Source organism: Acidovorax sp. Q11 (assembly GCF_054950075.1).
Genome location: NZ_JBUDZG010000031.1, coordinates 1 through 24,439 on the forward strand (window position 1 = coordinate 1; position 24,439 = coordinate 24,439).

Annotated in this window: 23 protein-coding genes and 1 tRNA gene; 9 read left to right on the top strand and 15 right to left on the bottom strand. The window is 65.7% G+C overall.

The genetic code is table 11. The features are described 5' to 3' along the window. Positions 1–224 precede the first annotated feature (224 nt). From ACYZGB_RS19005 to ACYZGB_RS19020, 4 genes are all read right to left on the bottom strand, one after another. On the bottom strand, positions 225–2,504 hold the full coding sequence (locus ACYZGB_RS19005; RefSeq protein ID WP_462390427.1) for a RelA/SpoT family protein: 2,280 nt from the start codon (positions 2,502–2,504) through the stop codon (positions 225–227). Between the two features lie 98 nt (positions 2,505–2,602). Continuing rightward, positions 2,603–2,806, bottom strand: a complete 204-nt coding sequence (gene rpoZ, locus ACYZGB_RS19010) for a DNA-directed RNA polymerase subunit omega (protein WP_005794722.1) — start codon at positions 2,804–2,806, stop codon at positions 2,603–2,605. 16 nt (positions 2,807–2,822) lie between these two features. Then, positions 2,823–3,443, bottom strand: a complete 621-nt coding sequence (gmk, locus tag ACYZGB_RS19015; protein ID WP_462390428.1) for a guanylate kinase — start codon at positions 3,441–3,443, stop codon at positions 2,823–2,825. Between the two features lie 36 nt (positions 3,444–3,479). Then, a complete protein-coding gene (locus ACYZGB_RS19020; protein WP_462390429.1) occupies positions 3,480–4,397 on the bottom strand; it encodes a YicC/YloC family endoribonuclease in 918 nt (305 codons plus the stop codon). A 75-nt stretch (positions 4,398–4,472) separates the two neighbouring features. On the opposite strand from ACYZGB_RS19020, the gene ACYZGB_RS19025 reads away from it, so the two are divergent. The 5 genes from ACYZGB_RS19025 (at position 4,473) to hemW (ending at position 9,382) form a co-directional block, all read left to right on the top strand. Next, positions 4,473–5,489, top strand: a complete 1,017-nt coding sequence (locus ACYZGB_RS19025) for a serine/threonine protein kinase (RefSeq protein ID WP_063463038.1) — start codon at positions 4,473–4,475, stop codon at positions 5,487–5,489. 82 nt (positions 5,490–5,571) lie between these two features. After that, positions 5,572–6,474, top strand: a complete 903-nt coding sequence (locus ACYZGB_RS19030; protein ID WP_063463039.1) for a PP2C family protein-serine/threonine phosphatase — start codon at positions 5,572–5,574, stop codon at positions 6,472–6,474. A 125-nt stretch (positions 6,475–6,599) separates the two neighbouring features. Continuing rightward, the gene (rph, locus tag ACYZGB_RS19035; protein ID WP_462390430.1) at positions 6,600–7,334 is read left to right on the top strand and encodes a ribonuclease PH; all 735 of its coding nucleotides are present in this window, start codon (positions 6,600–6,602) and stop codon (positions 7,332–7,334) included. A gap of 49 nt (positions 7,335–7,383) precedes the next feature. Then, positions 7,384–7,986 carry an RdgB/HAM1 family non-canonical purine NTP pyrophosphatase gene (gene rdgB / locus ACYZGB_RS19040; protein ID WP_462390431.1) on the top strand — a complete coding sequence of 201 codons (603 nt, stop codon included), beginning with the start codon at positions 7,384–7,386 and terminating at the stop codon, positions 7,984–7,986. A 148-nt stretch (positions 7,987–8,134) separates the two neighbouring features. Continuing rightward, a complete protein-coding gene (hemW, locus tag ACYZGB_RS19045; RefSeq protein WP_462390432.1) occupies positions 8,135–9,382 on the top strand; it encodes a radical SAM family heme chaperone HemW in 1,248 nt (415 codons plus the stop codon). 149 nt (positions 9,383–9,531) lie between these two features. On the opposite strand, the gene ACYZGB_RS19050 is transcribed toward hemW, so the two are convergent. Then, a complete protein-coding gene (locus ACYZGB_RS19050; protein ID WP_462390433.1) occupies positions 9,532–9,867 on the bottom strand; it encodes an I78 family peptidase inhibitor in 336 nt (111 codons plus the stop codon). Positions 9,868–10,150: 283 nt separating this feature from the next. On the opposite strand from ACYZGB_RS19050, the gene ACYZGB_RS19055 reads away from it, so the two are divergent. Further along, on the top strand, positions 10,151–11,887 hold the full coding sequence (locus ACYZGB_RS19055; RefSeq protein WP_462390434.1) for a diguanylate cyclase domain-containing protein: 1,737 nt from the start codon (positions 10,151–10,153) through the stop codon (positions 11,885–11,887). A gap of 304 nt (positions 11,888–12,191) precedes the next feature. Then, positions 12,192–12,380, top strand: coding sequence for a hypothetical protein (locus tag ACYZGB_RS19060; protein ID WP_063463045.1), 189 nt, complete (start codon positions 12,192–12,194; stop codon positions 12,378–12,380). Positions 12,381–12,489: 109 nt separating this feature from the next. Here the strand turns inward: ACYZGB_RS19060 and ACYZGB_RS19065 are convergent. The 9 genes from ACYZGB_RS19065 to ACYZGB_RS19105 all read right to left on the bottom strand — a co-directional run bounded on the left by ACYZGB_RS19065 (position 12,490) and on the right by ACYZGB_RS19105 (position 18,331). Further along, a tRNA-Ser gene (locus tag ACYZGB_RS19065) sits at positions 12,490–12,577 on the bottom strand. 19 nt (positions 12,578–12,596) lie between these two features. Further along, entirely contained in the window at positions 12,597–13,280 is a 684-nt protein-coding gene (ureG, locus tag ACYZGB_RS19070) for an urease accessory protein UreG (RefSeq protein WP_462390435.1), read from the bottom strand. Next, positions 13,277–13,987, bottom strand: coding sequence for an urease accessory protein UreF (locus ACYZGB_RS19075; RefSeq protein WP_462390436.1), 711 nt, complete (start codon positions 13,985–13,987; stop codon positions 13,277–13,279). The genes ureG and ACYZGB_RS19075 overlap by 4 nt, the downstream gene beginning before the upstream one ends. Positions 13,988–13,997: 10 nt before the next feature. Further along, positions 13,998–14,654 carry an urease accessory protein UreE gene (gene ureE / locus ACYZGB_RS19080; protein WP_462390437.1) on the bottom strand — a complete coding sequence of 219 codons (657 nt, stop codon included), beginning with the start codon at positions 14,652–14,654 and terminating at the stop codon, positions 13,998–14,000. Between the two features lie 88 nt (positions 14,655–14,742). Further along, positions 14,743–15,231, bottom strand: a complete 489-nt coding sequence (locus ACYZGB_RS19085; RefSeq protein WP_462390438.1) for a GNAT family N-acetyltransferase — start codon at positions 15,229–15,231, stop codon at positions 14,743–14,745. 7 nt (positions 15,232–15,238) lie between these two features. Continuing rightward, positions 15,239–16,957 carry an urease subunit alpha gene (ureC, locus tag ACYZGB_RS19090; protein WP_462390439.1) on the bottom strand — a complete coding sequence of 573 codons (1,719 nt, stop codon included), beginning with the start codon at positions 16,955–16,957 and terminating at the stop codon, positions 15,239–15,241. Between the two features lie 92 nt (positions 16,958–17,049). Further along, a complete protein-coding gene (locus ACYZGB_RS19095) occupies positions 17,050–17,355 on the bottom strand; it encodes an urease subunit beta (protein ID WP_462390440.1) in 306 nt (101 codons plus the stop codon). A 22-nt stretch (positions 17,356–17,377) separates the two neighbouring features. Continuing rightward, positions 17,378–17,992, bottom strand: coding sequence for a HupE/UreJ family protein (locus ACYZGB_RS19100; protein ID WP_462390441.1), 615 nt, complete (start codon positions 17,990–17,992; stop codon positions 17,378–17,380). A gap of 36 nt (positions 17,993–18,028) precedes the next feature. Continuing rightward, on the bottom strand, positions 18,029–18,331 hold the full coding sequence (locus tag ACYZGB_RS19105; RefSeq protein WP_044397060.1) for an urease subunit gamma: 303 nt from the start codon (positions 18,329–18,331) through the stop codon (positions 18,029–18,031). Positions 18,332–18,745: 414 nt separating this feature from the next. On the opposite strand from ACYZGB_RS19105, the gene ACYZGB_RS19110 reads away from it, so the two are divergent. Then, the gene (locus ACYZGB_RS19110) at positions 18,746–22,366 is read left to right on the top strand and encodes a hybrid sensor histidine kinase/response regulator (RefSeq protein ID WP_462390442.1); all 3,621 of its coding nucleotides are present in this window, start codon (positions 18,746–18,748) and stop codon (positions 22,364–22,366) included. Positions 22,367–22,383: 17 nt separating this feature from the next. Then, complete coding sequence (locus ACYZGB_RS19115) at positions 22,384–23,451, top strand: response regulator (RefSeq protein ID WP_462390443.1); 1,068 nt, start codon at positions 22,384–22,386, stop codon at positions 23,449–23,451. Between the two features lie 261 nt (positions 23,452–23,712). Here ACYZGB_RS19115 and ACYZGB_RS19120 read toward each other — a convergent pair whose 3' ends face one another. After that, positions 23,713–24,399: a DUF3334 family protein gene (locus ACYZGB_RS19120; protein ID WP_063463065.1), complete on the bottom strand. Its 687-nt coding sequence runs from the start codon at positions 24,397–24,399 to the stop codon at positions 23,713–23,715. Positions 24,400–24,439: the final 40 nt, after the last annotated feature.

Below are 24,439 nucleotides of genomic sequence, written 5' to 3' on the forward strand. Positions count from 1 at the left end.
GCAATGAACCAATTCGCGATCCTCTACGAAGACCGGTTCACCAAATCGAGCACGTAAGATCCTCAATCAGCTTCACGAAATCGGTGAAGGTTCAATGAGCCTCACACACGGAAACTCGGACAGGCCCCCGCTACCCACCGCCACGCCTTTCGGCATAGCCGTTGGGCACAGAAGGTGGCCGTTGCCACGGCCTTTCCCTGTGCCGAGCGCTTTGCGCTCGACTCTCAGGCCTGGGGTGTTATGCGGGCCGCGCGAATGACTGCCTGGGTGCGGCGCAGGTTGCGCAGCGCTGACTCCAGATGTGCCTGGTCGCGCACTGCGACGATGAAGCGCAGGTCGGTGGTGTCCAGCGCTGCTTCGTCGTCCATATCGACATGGGTGATGTCTGCTTCGGAATTCGCCAGTTCTGCGGCCACGCGCGCCAGCACGCCCTTGCCGTTGGTGACGGTGACCACCACGCCAGTTTCAAACATGCGTGTGGGCTCGTCCGACCAGTCCACCGCAATGAAGCGCTCGCTGTCCTTGTGCTGCAAGCGCTTGGCTACGCTGCAATGTACGTTGTGCACAACCAGGCCTTCACCTCGGCCCAGGTAGCCCACGATGCTGTCGCCGGGGACTGGACGGCAGCAGGACGCGTACTGCACCGAGGCGTTCTCGCTGCCGTCGAGCGTGACGGCACCTTGCGACAGGGTTTCGTGCGAGGTATAGCGCTCGCGGGTCATGAGCAGGGCATCGGGGCGATGGCCGTGCTCAGACATCAATACCATCAGCCGCTTGGCCACGATGCTGGCGATGCGCTTGCCCAGGCCCAGATCGGTCATGAGTTCGCTGCGGCTGCGGTTGCCCGTAAAGCGGAGCAGCTTGTCCCACAGGGGCTGGGTTTCCGCGTTCAGAGGTGGGAGTTGTTCCAGACCTTCGGCGCGAATGGCTTGCGTCAGCAGTTTTTCGCCCAGGCCCTCTGACTCCGTCTGCGCCAGGGTCTTGAGGTAGTGGCGAATCTTCGAGCGGGCGCGCCCGGTGCGTACGAACCCCAGCCACGCTGGATTGGGGGTAGAGACAGGCGCCGTGATGATCTCGACCACGTCGCCGTTCTTGAGTTCGGTGCGCAGCGGCACCTGCTCGTTGTTGATCTTGGCCGCCGTGGTGCGGTCGCCCACATTGCTGTGGATGGCGTAGGCAAAGTCCACCACGGTCGCGCCCCGGGGCAGGGCCATGATCTGGCTCTTGGGGGTAAACACATAGACCGCATCAGGGAACAGGTCCACCTTCACGTGGTCCCAGAACTCGGCGGCGTCGCGCGTTTCGTTCTGGATGTCCAGCAGCGACTGCAGCCACTTGGTGCCCAGGCGTTCGGCCGAAGTCCCGTCACCGTCCTGCGCCTTGTACAGCCAGTGCGCGGCCACGCCAGCCTCGGCAATGACGTGCATTTCATCGGTGCGCATCTGGAACTCGATGTTCACGCCCGAGGGGCCGACCAGCGTGGTGTGCAGCGACTGATAGCCATTGAGCTTGGCAATGGCGATATGGTCCTTGAACTTGCCGGGCACCGGCTTGTACATCTGGTGCAGAACCCCGAGTGCCGTATAGCAATCCGTCACGGTGGGGACGATCACCCGAAAGCCATAGATATCTGTGACCTGCGCAAAGCTCAGGTGCTTGAGGTCCATCTTCTGGTAGATGGCGTACAGGGTTTTTTCACGGCCTGCCAGGCGTACCTTCATGCCGATCTTGGAGAAGGCCGCATCCACTTCGGTCTGCACCTTCTGCACCAGATCGCGGCGGCGGTTGCGCGACTTGTTGACGGCCTTCGACAGCGTGGCATAGCGCCAGGGGTGCAGGTGCCTGAACGCCAGGTCCTGCAGTTCGCGGTAGGTCTGGTTCAGCCCCAGGCGGTGGGCGATGGGGGCGTAGATCTCCAGTGTTTCCGACGAGATGCGGCCCCATTTGCTGCGCGGCATGTCCGACAGCGTGCGCATGTTGTGCGTGCGGTCAGCCAGCTTGATGAGGATGACGCGCACGTCGCGCGCCATGGCCAGCAGCATCTTGCGGAAGGACTCGGCCTGGTTTTCCTCGCGGGTGTTGAACTGCAGCTTGTCCAGCTTCGTCAGGCCGTCCACCAGTTCTGCCACGGGCGCGCCAAAGCGGTCAATCAGGTCGGCCTTGGTGACGCCGCAGTCTTCCATGGCGTCGTGCAGCAGGGCGGCCATCAGGGCCTGGGCGTCGAGCTTCCAGGTAGCGCATTGGGCCGCCACGGCAATCGGGTGCGTGATGTAGGGCTCGCCGCTGTTGCGCAGCTGGCCCAAGTGCGCTTCGTCGGCAAAGCGGTACGCCTGGCGTACTTGCTCAATGCTGGAAGCATCCAGATAGTCGAGACTGTCCGTCAGCGCGGCAAAGCTGGCCGCCGCTGCGTTGGCGGCGGCTGCTGCAGCCGAGAGGTTGCCTGCTGTCGGCAGATCGCCAAGCCGGGGCTGCGTTGCAGAAGGTGAGTTGAGCACCGCGTTCATGCCTTAAATGTAGCGCGGGAGCGCATCAGACGAATTCCGGGAAAAAAAAAGCACCGCTGTCGCGGTGCTCTTTCGGGGGGCGTTGCCCAGAAAACGGTTCAACCAGGAACCTTCTTGAGCATTTCCAGGCCAACCTTGCCTTCGGCGATTTCGCGCAGGGCGGTCACGGCAGGCTTGTTGCGGCTTTCGATGCGGGGGGCATGGCCCTGGCTCAGCATGCGGGCACGGTACGTGGCGGCCAACACAAGCTGGAAGCGGTTGGGGATCTTTTCCAGACAGTCTTCTACAGTGATGCGTGCCATCGTTTTACTCCGGGATTCAGGTGATATTGAGCGACTGGAAGGTGTCAGCGCGTGCGCGGCGCTGGGCGACGTACTTGAGTCGCTGGGCGTGAACAACGGCCTTCAGATCGAAAAGCGCGCGCTCAAACAATTCGTTAATTATAACGAAGTCGAATTTGCTGACCTGCGCCATCTCTTCGGCCGCATTCTTGAGGCGGACTGCGATCACCTCTGGCGTGTCTTCCCCGCGCCGCTCCAGGCGTGAGCGCAGTTCTTCCCAGCTGGGGGGCAGGATGAAGACCAGCACGGCGTTGGCGAAGGCCTCCTTGATCTGCAGGGCGCCCTGAAAGTCGATTTCCAGGATCACGTCCGACCCCTGTGTGATGCGCTCCTCGATCGCCTTCTTGGAGGTGCCGTAGCGGTTGCCATGCACATGTGCCCATTCCACAAAGGCATTGCTCTGCACCATCGCGTCAAACTCGGATTGCGACGCGAAGTAGTAGTCGCGGCCGTGTTTCTCCTGGCCGCGCGGGGCGCGGGTGGTGTGGGATACCGAGAGGTGAACGTGCGAGTCCAGCTCCAGCAGCGCCTTGACCAGACTGGATTTGCCTGCGCCGCTGGGCGCCGCCACTACGATGAGATTTCCGGGATAGTCCATAGTTGATGTGCGCTATGCGCTATCAAAAAATGAGTGTTATTCGATATTTTGCACTTGCTCGCGCATCTGCTCGATCAGCACCTTCATGTCCACGCTGATGCGCGTCAGATCGAGAGCCGCCGATTTGGAGCCCAGCGTGTTGGCTTCGCGGTGCAGCTCCTGGATGAGGAAATCCAGGCGCTTGCCCACTTCGCCGCCTTTTTTGAGCAGGCGTTCGATCTCGTCCAGGTGGGAGTCGAGCCGGGTGATTTCCTCGGCCACGTCGATGCGGATGGCGAAGGCGGTGGCTTCGGTCAGGGCGCGGTCACGGGCGGCCTCGGGCAGGGTGGCGCCGTCAGTCAGGGCCATGGCTTCCTTCCAGCGCTCCATGAAGCGCTGGCGCTGCTGTTCAACGAGCAAGGGCACCATGGGCACCGCCTGCTGGGCCAGGGTGCGCAGCTGCTTGACCCGGTCCAGCAGCATGGTCGCCAGGCGTTTGCCTTCGCGCTCCCGGGCGGCCAGCAGGGCGGTGAGCGCCTCTTCGGCCAGCACGGGGACGGCTTCGCTCCAGTCTTCCGTACCGGAATGGGCGTTGGCGCACAGGCGCAGGGCGTCGGCCACCGTGAGCGGGGCCGCGCTGGGCAGCCAGGCGCGCACGGAATCTTGCAGGGAGTTGAGTCGCTGCAGCAGCCGCGCGGGCGGGTCCTGCAGGGTGTTGCTGTCGTCGGTGTCCAGGGCGGCGCGCACCTCGACCTTGCCGCGTTTGAGACGTGCCGTGAGCAGGCTGCGCAGCGTGGGCTCCAGGGCGCGCAGTTCGTCGGGCAAGCGGAACGAGAGGTCCAGAAAGCGGCTGTTGACCGAGCGGATTTCCAGTCCCAGCCGGCGCGATTGGGGTGCGCGGGCGTCGGTTTCAGCGCCGGCGGCAGATGCGCCATGCTGTGCGCTGGCGTATCCGGTCATGCTGTAAACTGGCATTGGACTTTTTGATGGTTGCTTGCGATCCGGCGATTATCCGGGTTCCGCCTTGCCCCCGAATCATCTTCGCAAAATATGTCAAAAATCAAGCCGGCACCCTTGCCGCCCGATACCGCAATTGGCGGTTACCGCGTGGTGCGCCGGTTGTCTTCCGGCGGTTTTGGTGTGGTCTATCTGGCCCTGGATGCCGAAGGCCAGCAAGTCGCCATCAAGGAATACCTGCCCTCGTCGCTGGCCACCCGCGCGCCCGGCGAGCTGCTGCCCAAGGTTCCGTCCGAAAAGCTCTCGCTCTACCGCCTGGGCCTCAAGAGCTTTTTTGAAGAAGGCCGCGCACTCGCGCAGATCTCGCACGCCTCGGTGGTGAGCGTGCTCAACTTCTTCCGCGAGAACGAAACCGTCTACATGGTGATGAATTACCTGGAGGGTGCAACCCTGCAGGATTTCATCATCACCGCGCGCGACCTGAAAACGCAGAAGGTCTTCCGCGAATCCACCATCCGCTCGCTGTTCGACGAGGTGCTGCGCGGGCTGCGCATCGTGCACCAGCACAAGATGCTGCACCTGGACATCAAGCCCGCCAACATCTTCATCACCGACGACAACAAGGCCGTGATGATTGACTTTGGCGCCGCGCGCGAGGTGCTGTCCAAAGAGGGCAACTTCATCCGCCCCATGTACACCCCCGGTTTTGCCGCGCCCGAGATGTACCGGCGCGATTCGTCCATGGGCCCGTGGACCGACATCTACGCCATCGGCGCCTGCATCTACGCCTGCATGCAGGGCTTTCCACCCAACGAGGCGCCCCAGCGCATCGACAAAGACCGCCTCTCGCTGGCGCTGACCAAGCTGCGTGGCGTGTACTCCGACAACCTGATCGAGGTGGTGGAATGGTGCATGGCGCTCGACCCGCTGTCGCGCCCGCAGTCGGTGTTTGCGCTGCAAAAGGAGTTGAGCCGCGAAGGCGAGCGCCGCTACACCAAGCTGTCGGTGGCCGAGAAGATGCGGCTGCAACTCGATACCCTGGTGTCCGACACCAAGAAAAATGTGCAAAAGGTGGGTGAAGCCACCGGCATCGGAGCCAAGCCCAAATGAAAACGACCCACGCAAAGCGGGTTCGGGCAGGGCGCAGTTTCAGTAACGATGCATTGGTGCATCCTTGTTTGCGTGGATCACTATGAAGTTCTCCGTATTCCAGATCAGCCGCCGCGGTGGCCGCGAGAAGAACGAAGACCGCATGGGCTATTGCTACACGCGCGAATCGGGCCTGTTTGTGCTGGCCGATGGCATGGGGGGACACCCCGAGGGCGAGGTCGCGGCGCAGATTGCGTTGCAGACCGTCTCGGCACTGTTTCAGCGCGAGGCCAAGCCCCAGCTCAAGGATGTGCAGGAGTTCCTGTCGGGCGCGCTGCTGGCGGCGCACCACCAGATCCTGCGCTACGCCACCGACAAGGGCATGCTCGACACGCCGCGCACCACACTGGTGGCGGCCGTGCTGCAGGCGGGCACCGCCACCTGGATCCACTGCGGCGACTCGCGCCTGTACATGGTGCGTGACGGCGACCTGCTGACCCGCACGCGCGACCACTCGTACATGGAGCTGCGCAACAACCCGCCGCCGGGCCTGGAGCGCATCAACCGCAACGTGCTGTTCACCTGCCTGGGCTCGCCCACCAAGCCCATCTACGACATCACCGGCCCCGTGTACCTGGAGCAGGGCGACCGCATCCTGCTGTGCTCCGACGGCCTGTGGGGCACGCTCAGCGACGATGAGATCGCCAAGCAGCTCTCGCGCAACACGGTGTCGCACGCCGTCCCCGACCTGGTCGAAGACGCCCTGCGCAAAGCGGGCGACAGCAGCGACAACGTGACCGTGGTGGCGCTGGAGTGGGAGACGCCCGATGCGTTCGAGTCCACCCAGGGCGTGTCCACCGACAGCATCAGCGAAGACGTGTTTGCATCCACCATCCAGGCGGGCCCGCTCGATGGGCTGGTGGACGACCTGGACGACGCGGCCATCGAGCGCTCGATTGCCGAAATCAACGAGGCGATTCGCCGCTCCGCTGCTCGAAAAGCCTGACTGACTGACCTGCCTCGGCTGCGCGGCCTCGTGCAGCGGGCGCAGGCCTGCGATCTGACCCGTATCGTTTTCTGGCGTGCGCCTTGGGCGGCGCATGGAAGGCATTTTCTGGACACCCAAGAACCATGACCACATTCCTTCGCACCGGCGACCGCGCCGCCGACCAGCTGCGCCCCGTGCGCATCACCCGCCACTACACCATGCATGCCGAGGGCTCGGTGCTGATCGAATTCGGCAACACCAAGGTGCTCTGCACCGCCTCGGTGGAAGAACGCGTGCCTCCCCACAAGCGCGGCAGCGGCGAAGGCTGGGTGACGGCCGAATACGGCATGCTGCCGCGCGCCACCCACAGCCGCAGCGACCGCGAGGCCGCGCGGGGCAAACAAACCGGCCGCACGCAAGAGATCCAGCGCCTCATCGGCCGCAGCCTGCGCGCTGTGTTTGACCTCAAGCTGCTGGGTGAGCGCACCATTCAGCTCGACTGCGATGTGATCCAGGCCGACGGCGGCACTCGCACCGCCGCCATCACCGGTGCCTGGGTGGCTGCGCAGGATGCGGTCAACCAGCTGCTGGCCAGCGGCAAGATCACCCAGTCGCCCCTGCTGCAGCCCGTGGCCGCGATCTCGGTGGGCATCGTGCAGGGCACGCCGCTGCTGGACCTGGAATATGTGGAAGACGTGGATTGCGACACCGACATGAACGTGGTGATGACCGGCGCGGGCCACTATGTGGAGGTGCAGGGCACGGCCGAGGGCGTGGCCTTTACCCGCGCCGAGATGGACCAGCTGCTGGGTCTGGCCGAAAAAGGCATCGCCCAACTGGTACTGCTGCAGCAGCAAGCCCTTCAGGATACTCACTAATTAATAGCTGCTCGGGCTTACTGGTCGCGCGGTAGAGGCCATTTTGACTATGAAAATTGTTCTTGCATCCAACAACCGTGGCAAGCTGGCCGAGCTGCAGGCCATGTTCGCCCCGCTGGGCGTGGAGCTGGTGCGCCAGGCCGACCTGGGCGTGGGCGAGGCCGAGGAGCCCTTCCGCACCTTTGTCGAAAACGCCCTGGCCAAGGCGCGGTTTGCGTCCGCCCACACCGGCCTGCCCGCGCTGGCCGACGATGCCGGCATGTGCGTCGATGCCTTTGGCGGCCTGCCGGGCGTGGACACGGCGTATTACTGCACCCAGTTCGGCTACGAGAAAAGCGACGACAACAACGTGCGCGCCCTGCTGGAGCAACTGCAGGGCGTGGCCAACCGCCGCGCCGCCATGGTCAGCACCCTGGTCGCCGTGCGCAGCCCGCAAGACCCCGAGCCGCTGATTGCCGTGGGCCGGGTCGTGGGCGAGATCACCACCGAACCCCGGGGCGCCAACGGTTTTGGTTTCGACCCCGTGATGTTCATCCCCGAATTCGGCCAGACCTTCGCTGAGCTGCCCGTGGAGGTCAAAAACGCCCACAGCCACCGGGGCCGCTCTGCCGCGCAGATGCTGGCGCTGATTCGCGAACGCTGGTTGGCATGAAATCCCCCCTGAGTCGCTTCGCGCCTTCCCCCCAAGGGGGGACACCGCCAGCGCGGCGGGGCGGCCCTTGCGCGGCGGTCGTGCGCGCGACAGCTCCCGCTGCAAGCGGCTACTGCGGCGCGAGCGCTATGAACCTTTGATGCTTGCAATGGCTATTCCTATCATCCCTGCTGCTGACGATGCGCCCGCCGTGGTGCGCGACATCCAGCACTACATGCGCCCGGGCCTGCTGCAGCTGCCCAGCCTGCCGCCGCTGTCGCTGTATGTGCACCTGCCCTGGTGCCTCAAGAAATGCCCGTACTGCGACTTCAACTCGCACGAGGCCCGTGGCGATGGGGCGGGTGACAACGGGGTGCCCGAGCAGCGCTACATCGACGCCCTGATGGCCGACCTGGAGGCTGCGCTACCGCTCATCTGGGGCCGCACCGTGCACAGCATCTTCATCGGCGGTGGCACGCCCAGCCTGTTTTCGGCAGCGGCCATCGACCGGCTGATTGGCGACATCCGTGCCCGCCTGCGGCTGGAGCCGGACTGCGAGATCACGCTGGAGGCCAACCCCGGTACCTTCGAGAAAGACCGCTTCCGCGCTTTCCGCGCAGCGGGCGTCACGCGCCTGTCGGTGGGGGTGCAGAGCTTCAACGACCAGCACCTCAAGGCCCTGGGCCGTGTGCATGACCGCGCCCAGGCGATGGCGGCGGTGGAGGAGGCCGCCGCGTCGTTCGACACCTTCAACCTCGACATCATGTATGCGCTGCCGGGCCAGACGCTGCAGGAGCTGGAGCAGGATCTGCGCACGGCGCTGGCCTTCAAGCCGCCGCATATCTCCATCTACCACCTCACCATCGAGCCCAACACCTACTTCGCCAAGTTCCCCCCGGCCATCCCCGAGGACGACCAGGCCTACGCCATGCTCGACCGCATCACCGAGCTGACGGGCCAGGCGGGCATGGCGCGCTACGAAATATCGGCCTACGCGCAGCCGGGGCACCAGTGTTTTCACAACACCAACTACTGGCAGTTTGGCGACTACCTGGGCATTGGCGCGGGCGCGCACAGCAAGCTCAGCTTTGCCCACCGCGTGGTGCGGCAGGTGCGCTTTCGCGACCCGGCGCGCTACATGGACAACGCCCTGGCGGGCCGCGCCGTGGCGCAGGACGACGAGGTGCGCCGGGCCGACCTGCCGTTTGAATACATGCTCAACGCCCTGCGCCTGCGTGACGGCTTTGCGCTGCAGGACTTCATGGCCCGCACGGGCCTGCCCCTCACCGCCATTGCCAAGGGGCTGAAGGAGGCCGAGAGCAAGGGCCTGATCGAGCGCGACCTGGCCCATGTGCGTCCGACCGAGCGGGGCTTTGACTTCCTCAGTGACCTGCAGGAGATGTTCCTGGTCGATTGAGTCGATTGAGTCGATTGAGTCGATTGAGTCGGATGGGGTGCGTAGATTCAAAGAAAAAAGGCCGTCTGCGCGCGATGGATAAATGTTTGTAGCTATAAAAATGATAGCTATTGATGGCCGCCGTATCGGGTGTCGGGCCTGTGCGCCGATCAGCCGCAGCGCACCGTCAGAATGCGCCCGTTGGCATCCACCTCCAGGTTCAGCCGTTGGGTGTCGAACTCCTTGGTGACCATCTGGCCCGGCCGCAGGATGCGCACCATCCGCGCGCCCGACCGGGCCCGCGCCGATTCGACCACCGACGCCGTGCTGTTCTGCCCCACTGCCGCCTGGGCCGGTTGCGCGTTGCACAGTGCTTCCGGGGCGGGTGCTTGCGCCTGTGACTGGGTGGGGGCTGGCGCCGGGGTGGGCCCGTGGCTGGCACAACCCGCCACTAGTGCGGCCATACCCAGGCTGGCAGCCGCAGCGGCCAAAGCGGTGTTTGTCATGAAACCATCTCCATCAAAAACAGGGCCAGACCATACCGGAAGGTGCGCGCCTAAGGGGTGTCGCTGCGTAACCGCCGGTACCGTGCGCAGACCGCCGGGCGTGGCCGGGGCTTGATGTCGGTCAAGACACTGTGGGCTGACCGCAACGCAATCACGCAGTCCGGTGCCTGTGCTGGCGGGGGGATGGGTTGATGTGAGGCCTGCCCTGCAAAATCGAAGGCGCCAAGATCAGCGCGCCGCGTGGGCCTCTGGCTTCCGTGTTTTTTCCGCAGCCCTGTTCTCCATGTCCGACGACCCCGTTCTTCGCCTCATCCACTCCTTGGGCGACACCCTGGATGGCCTGGATGTGGCCTTGTGCGCCTTTGACGAGGGCGACTCCACCATCGCCTGGAACCGCACTTTCTTCAAATTCTTCCCCGAACACGAGGGCCACGTGTATGTGGGCGAGCCGTACCACGCCAACCTGCGGCGGTTCTACACCGGGCGGCTGGATGCGCAGGAGCTGCCCAACATCGAGCGCTACATCGCCGCAGGTGTAGACCGCCACCGCGCGCAGACGCGCCCCTACAGCTTCGAGCACAGGGGCCTGCGCGTGCAGGTCGCGTCGCTGCCCGTTGCGGGCGTGGGCCGGGTACGTGTGTGGCGTGCCCAGGCCCTGCACAACGCGCCCGGTGCGGCAGACGCTCCCGACATCCACGAGCCCGGTTACCTGCGCAGCCCCCTGATCGAAAGCACCGAGCTGTTTGACCGCATCCCCGACGGCCTGATGATCTGCGGCGAGGACCAGCGCATCCAGTGGGTCAATGAGCCCTTCATGCAGATGTACAGCCTCACCGACCGGGCGGCCGCCACCGGCCTCACGTTTGACGAGGCCTACCGCCACGCCTGGGCAGCCGACGGCCCGGGTGGCATGGCGCCGTTTTTTGACGGCCTTTCGATCCTGCAGGATGGCATGCGTTTTGCCGGTGTGCCGTTCGAAGTGCCCTTGCCCCACAACCGCTGGAGCCGTGTGATCGCGAAGCAGGGGGCGGACGGGACCGTGTTCTACGCGCATGTGGACATCACCGAGTTCAAGCGCCAGCAGCACCTGCTGGCCCAGGCCGAACGCAGCGCCCGGGACAGCGAGGCCCAGCTGCGCGAGAAATCCATCCTGCTGGAGGCCACGCTGGAGCACATGGACCAGGGCGTGGCCAAGATCAGCGCCACCGGCATCGTGGAGCTGTGCAACCGCCGCGCGCTGGAGCTGCTGGAACTGCCCGCCGAGCTGATGGCCGCCAAGCCATCCCTCGTGAATGTGCTCGCCTACCTGCGTGCGCGCGGCGAACTCGACGGCGCCCCGCAAGCAGTGCAGGAACTGCTGTTGCACAGCGATGGCGGCGTGGATCAGCAGCAGGTGTACGACCGCCCCCGGCCCGACGGGCGCATTCTGGAGGTGCAGACCGTGCCCATCAAAGGCGGCGGCGCGCTGCGCACCTTCACCGACGTGACCCAGCGCAAGGAGGCCGAGTTGCGCATCCGCCATGTGGCCGAGCACGACGGGCTCACCGGGCTGCTCAACCGCACGGCCTTTCTGCACAGCCTGCAGGCCGCCGTGGCCGATGCGCGGCGCCCGGGCCGGGGTTTTGCCGTGCTGTATGTGGACCTGGACGGCTTCAAGCCCGTGAACGACCGCTATGGCCACGCGGTGGGCGACCAGTTGCTCATCTGGGTGGCCCAGCAGCTTACGCAGGCCGCGCGTGGCGACGACGTGGTGGCCCGCCTGGGCGGCGATGAATTCGCCCTGCTGCAGCGCGGCGTCTCGGACCCCGACAGCGCCTACCGTCTGGCCGAGCGGCTGGTGCAGGCCATCGGCCAGCCCACCGAAATCGAATCCCACTTCATCCAGATCGGCGCCTCGGTGGGCATCGTCATAGCCTCTGCGGACGCGGCCGACGCCGAAGAACTCCTGCGCAAGGCCGACTCTGCCATGTACCTGGCCAAGGCCTCCGGCCGTGGCTGCGCGCGCATCTACGGCATGTGAGGGCGGGGTGGGCGCCGCACAATCGGCGCTGTCCTACACACGCGCGCGCTGGTGCGTTTTACGATCACGCCGTCGATACCCCTTCGACATCCCTCCCGCTTGCTCCAAGCAAGTGTTCAGCCCGCACCTTGCGGGCTTTTTTTTGCCTGGCACATCGCATGCTTGCCTGAAAAAAGTCGGCCTATCTCTGGGCCTTTTGACCCTGCTCCATGCACGCCACATGAAGTGGCGGCACCATCGGTCCATCATCGGTTGCCAGCCTGGGTGTCACGGCGAGGCAACGGCCGCTCGCTACAAAACAAGAATGATCCTGTACAAACCCGGCACCCCATTCATCTACAAAGGCCGACGGGTCACCGTGGACTACATCATCATCCGCCGCACCGGCCTGTGGATCCGCCTGGCACACAGCGAGGATGTGTGCCGCCCTGAGGACCTGACGCCGATTGCGCCGCAGGGCTCGGACCTGGCGGAGAGCGCGGGCCGCACTTGATGGCGTGTGCCCCGGTGCCTGCTGCTGTGCGGGGCGGCTTCCACCGGGAGGGCGGCTGGAGGGGGGAAAGAAAAAACGGGCCGCGCGGGCCCGTTTCAATTTGGTGTGGTGGCGGAGACGGTGAGATTCGAACTCACGGACGGTTGCCCGTCGGCAGTTTTCAAGACTGCTGGTTTAAACCGCTCACCCACGTCTCCGGGCACGGAAGCGCGGATTCTAGCCGACTGCAGGCGCTGATTTTTTCAGCATGCCCCGCGTCTCGATGAACTGGATCACCTCGCTCAGCCCGCTCAGGCTCTTCAGATTGGTCATCACAAACGGCTTGAGCAAGCCCTGGGCATTGGTGCGCATGCGGGTGGTGTCGGCGTGCATCACATCCAGGTTGGCGCCTACGTGGGGGGCCAGGTCGGTCTTGTTGATGACGAACAGGTCGCTTTTGGTGATGCCGGGGCCGCCCTTGCGCGGGATTTTTTCACCGGCGGCCACGTCGATCACGTAGATGGTGAGGTCGCTCAGCTCGGGGCTGAAGGTGGCGGCCAGGTTGTCGCCGCCGCTTTCCACAAAAACGATGTCGGCGTTGGGGAACTCGCCCAGCATGCGGTCGATGGCTTCGAGGTTGATGGAGCAGTCCTCGCGGATGGCGGTGTGGGGGCAGCCGCCGGTTTCCACGCCCAGGATGCGCTCGGCGGGCAGCGCGCCGCTCACGGTGAGCAGGCGCTGGTCTTCCTTGGTGTAGATGTCGTTGGTGATGGCCACCAGGTCGTAGTCATCCCGCATGGCCTTGCACAGCATTTCGAGCAAGGTGGTCTTGCCGGAGCCCACGGGGCCGCCGATGCCGACGCGCAGAGGGGGCAGTGGTTTGGTGCGGTTCGGGATGTGGTGCAGGGTGCTGGTGGTCATGATCGGAAGAGGCGGGAGTATTGGGTTTCGTGCTGGGCTGACAGGATGGCGAGCATGGGCGAAAAGGCCTGGCGCTCGCTGTCCATGAGGCTGATGGCATGGTCTGCAGCAGGGGGAATAGCGTCGGCCAGGCGCGCCAGGATGCGCTGGCCAGCGCTTTGGCCCAGCTGCATGGATTTGAGCGCGGCCTGCACCATGTTTTCGGCCCAGCCAAAGGCGTAGGCCAGCAGCACGTCGCGCACGGGGGCCTGGGTGGTGGAGGCAGCCAGCGCAAAGGCCACGGGGTAGGTGGGGGGCAGGGCGGCCAGGTGGCGCACGGCGGGCATCAGGGTTTCGTCGCCCTGGTGCTGATTGCGCAGCCAGTCGGCCATCGATCGGCCCATCTGTTCGGTCTGAAGGCGCAGCTCGCTGGTCTCGCGGGTGTGTTGCACCCAGTCGTTGAGTTCGCGCACATGCGCCCAGTCGGCGCGACGCCAGGCGCCAACGGCTTTGGCGATCAGGGCCATGTCACCGCGCGCCTGGGTGATGTGGAGCTGGTCCAGCAGCCAGTCGCCCACGGCGGTTTCGCTGGCCAGGCCCGCGTTTTCAATGGCGCTTTCGAGCCCTTCGGAGTATGAAAAACCGCCCACGGGTAGCGCGGGGGAGGCCAGCCACATCAGCTGCAGGAAGCTGGCGGCGGGCAGGGGCGCGGGGCGGTCCAGGCGCATGGAGCGGGGCTCAGTGGTCGTGGTTGCAGTGGGGGCCGTGCACATGCCCCTGGGCCACTACGGGGATGGACACGGTGCGGCCCCGGGCGGGTGCTGAAGCCGCAGCAACCGCTGGAGTTTGTGCGTGCGAATGGCTGTGCTCGTGGCTGTGATCGTGCCCATGGTCATGTCCGTGGTCATGCCCACCATGGTGGTGGTGCCCCCCGCCGTGTCCCGCCGCATAGGCCCCACCTTCGGGCTCAAAGGGCAAGTTCTGCTCGGTCACGATCAGGTGCATGGCGCGCAGCATGTCGGCCAGCACGTGGTCGGGCTCGATCTTCAAGTGGTCGGGCTGCAGCTCGATGGGCACATGGCGGTTGCCCAGGTGGTAGGCGGCGCGCGTCAGGTCGAACGGTGTGCCGTGGCTTTGGCAGTGCGTGATGACCAGCACCGGCTGCGGCGCCGCAATCACGCGGACCATGGAGCCGTCTTCGGCCACCAGCACATCGCCGCCGCGCACCAGCGTGCCGCGCGGCAGGAAGATGCCCAGTTCGCGGCCAGCGGAGTCGGTGGCGGCAAAGCGGCTTTTCTGGCGCACGTCCCAGTCCAGTTCAACCGTGGTGGCGCGCTTGAGCAGCACGGGGGCCAGGCCTTGGCCCTGGGGGAGGAGTTTGGAGGCTTGGAGCATGGAGGTCTGTTCGGTCAGCAAAACGCGCATTGTGGCCCGGGTGGGGCAGCGCGGGGTTACTCACAAGGGGCTGCTCACACGGGGCTGCTCACACGGGGCGGGTCATGAAGAAGCTGTAAGGGTCCGGGCCGTAGTCCGCAAAGGGCCCGCATTCGACAAAGTCATGCTGAAAGTACAGCTGGCGCGCGGGTTCAAAGAAAGGTTGGGGGCCCGTCTCCAGGCTCACGCGGGTGAAGCCGCGTGCGCGGGCTTCCTGCAGCAGGTGGTCCAGCACCTGGCGTGCGATGCCTTGCCCCCGGTGGCGGGCGCTGGTGCGCATAGACTTGAGTTCGGCATGGCCTGCATCCAGCCGCTTGAGCGCGCCTGTGCCCACCAGCATGTCGCCATCCGCCCCCGGCAGCCAGGCGGACCAGAAGGCGATGTCGGGCTGGCGCAGCTGGTCCATGTCCAGCGCGTGCACGCTTTCGGGCGGCGACACCGCATACATGTCCTGCAGGTGCTCCTGCATGAAGGCTTCGATGCGCGGGTCGCTCAGGTCGTCTAGGCGGATCTGCAGCGTGGTTGGAATAGCGGCCATGCGTTGCTCAGAACAGGAAGTAGCGCTGCGCCATGGGCAGCACGGTGGCGGGCTCGCAGGTGAGCAGCTGGCCGTCGGCGCGCACGGTGTAGGTTTGTGCGTCCACCTCCATCCTGGGCGTGTAGCTGTTGTGCACCATGTGCTGCTTGCGCACGCCACGGATGTTGCGCACCGCACTGAGCTGCTTGTGCAGGCCAAAACGTTCGCCAACGCCTGCGTTCAGCCCGGCCTGCGACACAAAGGTGAGCGAGGTCTTGGCAATGGCTCCGCCAAACGCGCCGAACATGGGGCGGTAGTGCACAGGCTGCGGCGTGGGGATGGAGGCGTTCGGGTCGCCCATCGCCGCCATGGCGATCAGGCCGCCCTTGAGGATGAGCGCGGGCTTCACGCCGAAGAACGCGGGCTTCCAGATCACGATATCGGCCCATTTGCCGACTTCGAGCGAGCCCACCTCGTGAGCGATGCCGTGCGCAATGGCGGGGTTGATGGTGTATTTGGCCACGTATCGTTTGATGCGCGTGTTGTCATTGCGGGCCGTGTCGCCCTGCAGGCTGCCGCGCTGCACCTTCATCTTGTGCGCGGTCTGCCAGGTGCGCAGGATGACTTCGCCCACGCGGCCCATGGCCTGGCTGTCGCTGGACATCATGCTGATGGCGCCCAGGTCGTGCAGGATGTCTTCGGCGGCGATGGTCTCCTTGCGGATGCGGCTTTCGGCGAAGGCCAGGTCTTCGGCGATGCTCGCGTCCAGGTGGTGGCACACCATCAGCATGTCCACATGCTCGTCCAGCGTGTTGTGCGTGTAGGGCATGGTGGGGTTGGTGGACGATGGCAAGAAGTTGTCTTCGCCCACCACGCGCAGGATGTCGGGGGCATGGCCGCCGCCCGCGCCTTCGGTGTGGAAGGCGCAGATGCCGCGCCCGCCCACGGCGGCGATGGTGTTCTCCACAAAGCCCGATTCGTTGAGCGTGTCGGAGTGGATGGCGACCTGTGTGTCGGTGGCCTCGGCCACGTCCAGGCAGTTGCTGATGGCTGCCGGCGTGGTGCCCCAGTCTTCGTGCAGCTTGAGGCCAATCGCGCCCGCGTTGATCTGTTCGTGCAGCGCGTCCGGCAGGCTGGCATTGCCCTTGCCGAGAAAACCCAGGTTCATGGGGAAGGCGTCGGCCGCCTGCAGCATGCGCTCCATATTGAAGGGGCCCGAGGTGCAGGTGGTGGCCAGCGTGCCCGTGGCGGGGCCGGTGCCGCCGCCCAGCATGGTGGTCACGCCGCTCGCCAGGGCCTCTTCGATCTGCTGCGGGCAGATGAAGTGGATGTGGCTGTCGATGCCGCCGGCGGTGACGATGTTGCCTTCGCAGCTGATGACCTCGGTGCCGGGGCCGATGACGATGTCCACGCCGGGCTGCACGTCGGGGTTGCCCGCTTTGCCGATGGCCGCGATGCGGCCCGCGCGCAGGCCAATGTCGGCCTTGACGATGCCGGTGTGGTCGATGATGAGGGCGTTGGTGAGCACGGTGTCCACTGCGCCCTGCGTATTGGTGCGCTGGCTTTGCGCCATGCCGTCGCGGATGGTCTTGCCGCCGCCAAACTTCACCTCTTCGCCGTAGCTGCCCGCGCGCAGGGTGTAGTCAGCCTCTACCTCCAGGATGAGGTCGGTGTCGGCCAGGCGTAGGCGGTCACCCACCGTGGGGCCGAACATTTCGGCGTAGGCGCGTCGTCCAATGGTTGCCATGTGAGGGGTGCTCCGCGAGAACTGGTTACTCTGTTTTTGATAGCTTCTGGCGCTTATGGGACGCGCGCAAGAGGCTGTTTTTGCTTGATTTTTTACAGCGCGCCCTGCGTCAGGCCCTGGAACCCGAACACCTGGCGGTCGCCCGCATAGTCCACCAGCTCCACGGTGCGCTCCTGGCCGGGCTCGAAGCGCACCGCCGTGCCCGACGCGATGTTCAGCCGCATGCCGCGCGCGGCCGCGCGGTCAAAGCCCAGCGCGTTGTTGGTCTCGGCAAAGTGGTAGTGCGAGCCGACCTGGATGGGGCGGTCGCCCGTGTTGCGCATGACGAGGGTGAGCGTGCGGCGGCCGGTGTTGAGCGCGTGCTCGCCGGGTTCGGTGATGAGTTCGCCGGGGATCATGAAGGCTCCTTGGAGGGAAGGCTCAGGCCATTTGCGCCAGCAGCACGCCACCAAACGCCGCAACACCTGCACCTGCAGCGCGGGCCAGCCACACATGGCGGTGGCGCAGTGCCCAGCCTGCCGCGAGGCCCGCGCTGTGAAGCAGCACGGTGGCGGTCAGCATGCCTGCCAGGGTCTGCCAGGCACTGTCGCTGCCCGCCAGCTCATGGCCGTGGGCCACGCCATGGAACACGGCGAACACGCCTACACCCAGCGCCGCCACCAGGCCGGGCACACGCAGGCGCGACACGACCAGCAGGCCCGTGACCAGCAGCGACGCGGCAATCATCGGCTCCACCGCAGGCAGCGCCACACCTTGCAGGCCCAGCACGGCGCCCACCAGCAGCATGGCCGCAAAGCCCACGGGGCCCCACAGCAGGTCGCGCCCGGCGTTGCGCGCGGCCAGGGCGCTCCACAGCCCCACGGCCACCATGGCGGCCAGGTGGTCCAGGCCGAACAACGGGTGGGCCAAGCCGCTCAGTAAACTGTTGTGGATATGGGATTCAGCGCCTGTATGGGCGCTGGCGCCTGTGCTGATTGCGCTGGCAGCTATGAAAAGAAGAGCGGCTGTGTGGCGGTGTGAGAGGGCGATGCGCATGGGGGCTCCACGGAGAGAAGAGGGGGAGAAAAGGGGTCAGACGATCGGCTGGTGCACGGTGACCAGCTTGGTGCCGTCGGGGAAGGTGGCCTCCACCTGGATGTCCGGGATCATCTCGGCGATGCCCTCCATCACATCGGCGCGGGTCAGCACGGTGCGGCCCTCGCTCATGAGCTGCGCCACGGTCTTGCCGTCGCGGGCGCCTTCCATCACGGCGGCGCTGATCAGGGCCACGGCCTCGGGGTAGTTGAGCTTCAGCCCCCGGGCCTTGCGGCGCTCGGCCAGCAGGGCGGCGGTGAAGATCAGCAGCTTGTCTTTTTCGCGAGGAGTCAGTTCCATTTCGTTTCACTCAATGCTGGGGTCATTGGCTCGCGCGACCGCGATGCGGCCGAACGCGAGGGGTCAGTTCCATATCGTTGCACTCAATGCTGGGGTAAATGGCTCGCGCGACCGCAGTGCGGTCGAACGCGAGGAGTTAATTCCATTTCGTTTCACTCAAAGCTGGGGTCAATAGCTCGCGCGACCGCCGAGGCGGTCGAACGCGAGGGGTCAGTTCCATGTCGTTCTACTCAATTCAAGGCTGGATGGGCTCGTGTGGCAGGTTGTCCTGACCGGGCGGTCCTGAGGGCAACGGATTCATCATAGGCAGCAAGCCCCGTGCCCGCCATACGCCAGAGGGCGAACACTGGCGGGGCGCGGAAGGCGCCGGTGGCATGGAAACTGCACTTGCAAGGGCTTCCATCCCCTTTGCCCATGCCACCCTCCAACGCCTCCCTTGCCCCGCCCGATGTGGCATCGGCGCCCGCGTTGGGGCCGGATGCCGGCGCCCAGGCACCGCAGCAGGTGGTGAAGGTCCGGCGCGACTACAACAGCTGGGTGGCCACCGAGACCATGGAGGACTACGCGCTGCGCTACACGCCCCAGCGCTTTCGCAAATGGTCCGAGTGGCGGGTGGCGAACACCGCGTTTGGTGCGGCCTCGTTCCTGATCCTCGAAGCCGTGGGCGCCACGCTGCTGGTGCAGTACGGTTTCATCAACGCCTTCTGGGCCATCGTGGCCACGGGGCTCATCATCTTTCTGGCAGGGCTGCCCATCAGCGTGTATGCCGCGCGCTACGGGGTGGACATGGACCTGCTCACGCGCGGCGCGGGCTTTGGCTACATCGGCTCCACGCTCACCTCGCTGATCTACGCGAGCTTCACCTTCATCTTCTTCGCGCTGGAGGCTGCGGTGATGGCCTACGCGCTGGAGCTGGCGCTCGACATCCCGCTCACCTGGGGCTACCTCATCTGCGCCATTGTGGTGATTCCGCTGGTCACCCATGGCGTGTCGGCCATCAGCCGCCTGCAGGTGTGGACGCAGCCGCTGTGGCTGGTGATGCTGGTGGTGCCGTTTGTGTACGTGCTGATGCGCGATCCTGGTGCGTTTTATGGGGTTGTGCACTATGGTGGTGAATCGATGCGCGGCGCCACGTTTCAACTGCCCTTGTTTGGTGCGGCACTCACCGTGGGCATTGCGCTCATTACCCAGATGGGGGAGCAGGCCGACTACCTGCGCTTCATGCCCGCCCGCACGCCTGCCACGCGCGGGCGCTGGTGGCTGGGTGTGCTGGTGGGCGGTCCGGGCTGGGTGGTGCTGGGCGTGCTCAAGATGCTGGGCGGTGCGCTGCTGGCCTGGCTGGCCCTCAAGCACATGGTGCCGGTGGACCGCGCGGTGGACCCGAACCAGATGTACCTGGTGGCCTACGAATATGTGTTCCCGCACTACGGCTGGGCGGTGGCGGCAACGGCGCTGTTTGTGGTGGTGTCGCAGATGAAGATCAACGTGACCAACGCTTACGCAGGCTCGCTGGCCTGGTCCAACTTCTTCTCGCGCCTCACGCACAGCCACCCGGGGCGCGTGGTGTGGGTGGTGTTCAACACGCTCATCGCCTTCATGCTGATGGAGATGAACGTGTTTCGCGCCATGGGCGAGGTGCTGGGGCTGTACTCCAACATCGCCATCGCCTGGATCATGTCGGTGGTGGCCGACCTGGTCATCAACAAGCCGCTGGGCCTGTCGCCCAAGGGCATCGAGTTCAAGCGCGCGCACCTGTACGACATCAACCCGGTGGGCGTGGGGGCGATGGCGCTGGCGTCTGTGCTGTCCATCAGCGCGCACCTGGGGCTGTTCGGCCCGCTGCCGCAGGCGTTCTCGGCCGTGATCGCGATGGCCGTGGCCTTTGTGACTGCGCCGCTGATCGCCTGGGCCACGCGGGGCAAGTACTACATCGCACGCCAAAGCCATCCAGTGCCCGAGCCCGTGGCCGTGCCCATGCAAGGCCCTGTGCCCGGCGCCCGGGCGGCCGACCTGAGCAGCTACCAGCGCCTCACGGTGCAGCGCTGCGTGATCTGCGAGCGCGAGTACGAGGCGCCCGACATGGCCCAATGCCCGGCTTACCGGGGCGCCATCTGCTCGCTGTGCTGCACGCTGGACGCGCGCTGCGGCGACCTGTGCAAGCCCCATGCGAGCATGGCCGTGCAATGGTCTGCAGCGCTGCGCTGGGTGCTGCCGCGCGCCATCTGGCGCTACCTGGACACAGGCCTGGGCCACTTTCTGTTGCTGATGCTGGTGATTGCGCCGCTGCTCGCAGCCGTGATGGGGCTGCTCTACCACCAGGAGCTGAACACCATCGCCCAGGCCATGACGGACACCGAAGTGGCAGCTGCCCCGGAGGTGGCGTTGCGCTCGGGCCTGCTCAAGGCGTATCTCGCGCTGCTCGTCATCTCCGGCATCGTGGCCTGGTGGCTGGTGCTGGCGCACAAAAGCCGCCAGGTGGCGCAGGAAGAGTCCAACCGCCAGACGGGCCTCCTGGTGCGCGAGATCGAGCTGCACCGCCAGACCGACGAGGCCTTGCAAACCGCGCGCAGTGTGGCCGAGCAGGCGCGCCTTCAGGCCGAGGCTGCGCGTGCGCTGGCCGACCATGCTAACCAGGCCAAGAGCCGCTACATCAGCGCCATCAGTCACGAGATCCGCACGCCGCTCAACTCCATCCTGGGCTACGCGCAGCTCATGGGCGAGGACGCGGGCGTGCCGCCGCACCGCAAGCAGGCGGTGCATGTGATACGACGCGGTGGCGAGCATTTGCTCTCGCTCATCGAAGGCACGCTGGACATCGCACGCATCGAATCGGGCAAGCTCACGCTGGATGTGGCACCCATGCGCTTTGCCGACGGGCTGCATGAGATGGCCGCTTTGTTTGAGCTGCAGGCCGCCGCCAAGGGCCTGGCGTTCACGTTCGATGTGCAGGGGGTGATTCCTGAAGTCGTGCGCGCCGACGACAAGCGCCTGCGCCAGATCCTCATCAACCTGCTGGGCAATGCCGTCAAGTTCACCGTGCAGGGCACCGTCACGCTGCGGGTGCGCTATGCGCGCGAGATGGCGCGCATCGAGGTGCAGGACACGGGGCCGGGCCTCACGCCCGGCGAGATCGAACACATCTTCGAGCCGTTTGCTCGCGGCGGCTCGGCCGGTGCGCCGTCGGCTCCCGGTGCGGGTTTGGGGCTCACCATCGCCAAGATGCTCACCGCGCTCATGGGCGGCGAACTGACGGTGAGCAGCACACCCGGCGTAGGCTCGGTGTTCCAGGTCAAGCTGTTTTTGCCCGAGGTGCATGCCGAGGCCCTGGGCAAGGCCGCAGCGCCCGTGGCCGTGCAGGCCCGGCGGGCGCGCAAGGGCTACGCGGGCGAGCGCCGCCGCATCCTGGTGGTGGACAACGAAGAACCCGACCGCGAGCTGCTGGTGCAGCTGCTCGAACCCCTGGGCTTCGAGTTGCGCCAGGCCGCCAGCGGCCACGACGCGCTGGACCTGCTGGCCGCCGGCTACCGGCCGCATGCCATCTTCATGGACCTGGCCATGCCCGGCATCGACGGGTGGGAGACGCTGCGGCGGGTGCGGCAGATGCAACTGCCGAATGTCCAGTGCGCCATCGTCTCCGCCAATGCCTTCGACAAGGCGCTGGACAACGACGTGGACATCCGCCCCGAGGACTTCATCGTCAAGCCTGTGCGCCACACCGAGCTGCTGGACTGGCTGGAGCGCCGCATTGGGTTGCAGTGGTGGTACGAGGGGGATGCGCTGGCGCTGCCCACAGCACCGCAGTCCCCGCACCAGGCATTCCCCACGGCCGAGCCGTTGAGCTACCCCAGCGCTGCGGCCCTGGCCGCGCTGGCCCAGGCCGTGGCGCTGGGTTACTACCGGGGCATCCTCAACACCCTGGACGAGATCGAGCGCAGCCAGCTCGCACACCAGGCGTTTGTCCACACCATGCGGCAGATGGCGCGCGAGTTCCAGTTCGACGCCATGGGCCAGATCCTGGAGCAGGCCCCCTCGTGACGACCATCCCCACCCCCATGACCGCGACCTTGTCACCTTCCACCCCGGCGACCCCCGCGCTGGCCGCACTGGACCGCAGCGACAGCGACGTGGTGCTGATCGTGGACGACGTGCCCGACAACCTGGCCGTGCTGCACGACGCGCTCGATGAGTCGGGCTACACCGTGCTGGTGGCCATGCATGGCGAGGCCGCATTGCAGCGCGCCGCGCAGGCGCTGCCCGACATTGTTTTGCTCGATGCCATGATGCCCGGCATGGACGGCTTTGAAGTCGCCCGGCGCCTGAAGGCATCGCCCGCCACGGCGCACATCCCCATCATCTTCATGACCGGCCTCACCGAAACCGAACATCTGGTGGCTGCGCTGGAGGCGGGTGGCGTGGACTACGTCACCAAGCCCATCAAGCCGCGTGAGGTGATGGCGCGCATGGGGGTGCACCTGGGCGCAGCGCGCAAGGCCCGGCAGGATGCGCGCCAGGCGCGTGAGGCGCGCAACGCGCTCGATGCCTTCGGCTACGCCAGCATCACCGTGCGCGCGGTGGACGGCCGCATCGTGTGGCAGACCCCGCTGGCGCGCGAGCTGCTGCAAAGCTACTTCGGCGAGGTGGACGCAGATGGCACACCCACCGCCTTTGGCCAGTGGGCGCCCGAACCGGTGCAGGCCTGGCTGCGCCGCCATGTGCTGGCCGACAACGCCGCCGAGCTGCTGGCCGCATCGCTGGCCGAGCCCCCGCGCCTGGCGGTTGAGCAGGGCGCCCGCAGGCTCACCTTCCGCCTGCACCAGCAGGCGGGCGACAGCGCGGGCGGTGGCGACTGGCTGATCGTGATGCGCGAGGTGTCCGACGCGAAGATCATCGAATCCATGAGCCTGTCCTTCAAGCTCACCGCGCGCGAGGCCGAGGTGCTGTACTGGGTCGTCAAGGGCAAGATCAACCGCGACATCGGCGACATTTTGGGGGCCAGCCCCGCCACGGTGAAGAAACACCTGGAGCGCGTGTTTGCCAAGCTGGGGGTGGAGACGCGCACGGCGGCAGCGGGGATGGCGATGAACCGCATCCGCCAGCTGCACCCGCAGTTCGAGGGCTGAGAAGGTGTGAACGAACCCGCCATGCCCGCTCATCCCGCCAAAACACACCCGCACGCCGCAAGCCAATGCTCGCCACAGCCCGAGTTATGGCTGCGCTTTGCGCCTGGATCGGGCGCGTTTTGGCTGCCTGCTCGGGCACGCCGGATTCATTCGCATCTTCTGAGTTTTTGAAGCTTTTTTGGCCTTCTGCGCGCGCTGGTAAAAGGTTTTTAGCTATCTATTTTGAATAGACGGCACCTTGGCGCTGGTGCTTCCTGCTTTTTACATCCCCAGCGACTTGAGCAGCGCGTCGGTGTCGTCCTGCCCGGCGGGCGGTGGCGCGGGCACCGGGGGGCCTTCCTGCGACTGGGCCATCAGGGCGTCCGGGTCCGGGGCTTCCTGGGCCTCGAAGTCGTAGAGCTTGATGAACTCGGTGCGGTCAATCGCCAGTTCGAGGTAGAAGATGTTGTTGTTGGCGGTGTAGAAGGTCACGCGCCGGGCTTCGGGCTTGTCCAGGTTGGCGTCCACGCTGAGCTGCACCTGCTTGTTCAGCACCAGCATCTTGGGCTGGTTCTGGGTGATGTGGGTCTGCAGCTCGCGCCGCACCTTGCCGGTGAAGTCGCCCACCACCTGGTTCATCAACTCGCCCATCACGTTGCTCACTTCGTCCGAGGTATAGGAGCTGACCAGGTCGTCCTTGGACATGCCCATGTTCAGCAGGTAGTTGGCATACAGCTCCATGGCCGCCTGGCCCGAGAAGTTGATGATCACCAGGCCCGAGAAGCCACCGTCGAACAGCACAAAACAGCCGATTTCGGGCCGCAGGCAGGTCTTGCTGATGCGCTGCACCATGCCGGAGTAGTGGATCTGGCTGTGGGTGGCCACGCCCAGCACGCGCGTGACGGAGTTGCACAGGCTGATCAAGAGGTCTTCGGTGCTGTAGACGGAGGGTTTTTCGGGGGTGCTCATGATGGGGTGTGGCGGTCGGCCAGAAAACGACTTGTTGCAC

Excerpts from the sequence above, each read along its gene's own strand:
- ACYZGB_RS19060 (WP_063463045.1), top strand. The coding sequence starts at position 12,192 with ATGATCCTGTACAAACCCGGCACCCCATTCATCTACAAAGGCCGACGG.
- ACYZGB_RS19055 (WP_462390434.1), top strand. The coding sequence starts at position 10,151 with ATGTCCGACGACCCCGTTCTTCGCCTCATCCACTCCTTGGGCGACACC.
- ACYZGB_RS19025 (WP_063463038.1), top strand. The coding sequence starts at position 4,473 with ATGTCAAAAATCAAGCCGGCACCCTTGCCGCCCGATACCGCAATTGGC.
- hemW (WP_462390432.1), top strand. The coding sequence starts at position 8,135 with ATGGCTATTCCTATCATCCCTGCTGCTGACGATGCGCCCGCCGTGGTG.
- ACYZGB_RS19095 (WP_462390440.1), bottom strand. The coding sequence starts at position 17,355 with ATGATCCCCGGCGAACTCATCACCGAACCCGGCGAGCACGCGCTCAAC.
- rdgB (WP_462390431.1), top strand. The coding sequence starts at position 7,384 with ATGAAAATTGTTCTTGCATCCAACAACCGTGGCAAGCTGGCCGAGCTG.
- rph (WP_462390430.1), top strand. The coding sequence starts at position 6,600 with ATGACCACATTCCTTCGCACCGGCGACCGCGCCGCCGACCAGCTGCGC.
- ACYZGB_RS19020 (WP_462390429.1), bottom strand. The coding sequence starts at position 4,397 with ATGCCAGTTTACAGCATGACCGGATACGCCAGCGCACAGCATGGCGCA.
- ACYZGB_RS19005 (WP_462390427.1), bottom strand. The coding sequence starts at position 2,504 with ATGAACGCGGTGCTCAACTCACCTTCTGCAACGCAGCCCCGGCTTGGC.
- ureC (WP_462390439.1), bottom strand. The coding sequence starts at position 16,957 with ATGGCAACCATTGGACGACGCGCCTACGCCGAAATGTTCGGCCCCACG.
- ACYZGB_RS19110 (WP_462390442.1), top strand. The coding sequence starts at position 18,746 with ATGCCACCCTCCAACGCCTCCCTTGCCCCGCCCGATGTGGCATCGGCG.
- ACYZGB_RS19105 (WP_044397060.1), bottom strand. The coding sequence starts at position 18,331 with ATGGAACTGACTCCTCGCGAAAAAGACAAGCTGCTGATCTTCACCGCC.
- ACYZGB_RS19050 (WP_462390433.1), bottom strand. The coding sequence starts at position 9,867 with ATGACAAACACCGCTTTGGCCGCTGCGGCTGCCAGCCTGGGTATGGCC.
- ACYZGB_RS19100 (WP_462390441.1), bottom strand. The coding sequence starts at position 17,992 with ATGCGCATCGCCCTCTCACACCGCCACACAGCCGCTCTTCTTTTCATA.
- ureG (WP_462390435.1), bottom strand. The coding sequence starts at position 13,280 with ATGACCACCAGCACCCTGCACCACATCCCGAACCGCACCAAACCACTG.
- rpoZ (WP_005794722.1), bottom strand. The coding sequence starts at position 2,806 with ATGGCACGCATCACTGTAGAAGACTGTCTGGAAAAGATCCCCAACCGC.
- ureE (WP_462390437.1), bottom strand. The coding sequence starts at position 14,654 with ATGCTCCAAGCCTCCAAACTCCTCCCCCAGGGCCAAGGCCTGGCCCCC.
- ACYZGB_RS19085 (WP_462390438.1), bottom strand. The coding sequence starts at position 15,231 with ATGGCCGCTATTCCAACCACGCTGCAGATCCGCCTAGACGACCTGAGC.
- ACYZGB_RS19075 (WP_462390436.1), bottom strand. The coding sequence starts at position 13,987 with ATGCGCCTGGACCGCCCCGCGCCCCTGCCCGCCGCCAGCTTCCTGCAG.
- gmk (WP_462390428.1), bottom strand. The coding sequence starts at position 3,443 with ATGGACTATCCCGGAAATCTCATCGTAGTGGCGGCGCCCAGCGGCGCA.
- ACYZGB_RS19115 (WP_462390443.1), top strand. The coding sequence starts at position 22,384 with ATGACCGCGACCTTGTCACCTTCCACCCCGGCGACCCCCGCGCTGGCC.
- ACYZGB_RS19120 (WP_063463065.1), bottom strand. The coding sequence starts at position 24,399 with ATGAGCACCCCCGAAAAACCCTCCGTCTACAGCACCGAAGACCTCTTG.
- ACYZGB_RS19030 (WP_063463039.1), top strand. The coding sequence starts at position 5,572 with ATGAAGTTCTCCGTATTCCAGATCAGCCGCCGCGGTGGCCGCGAGAAG.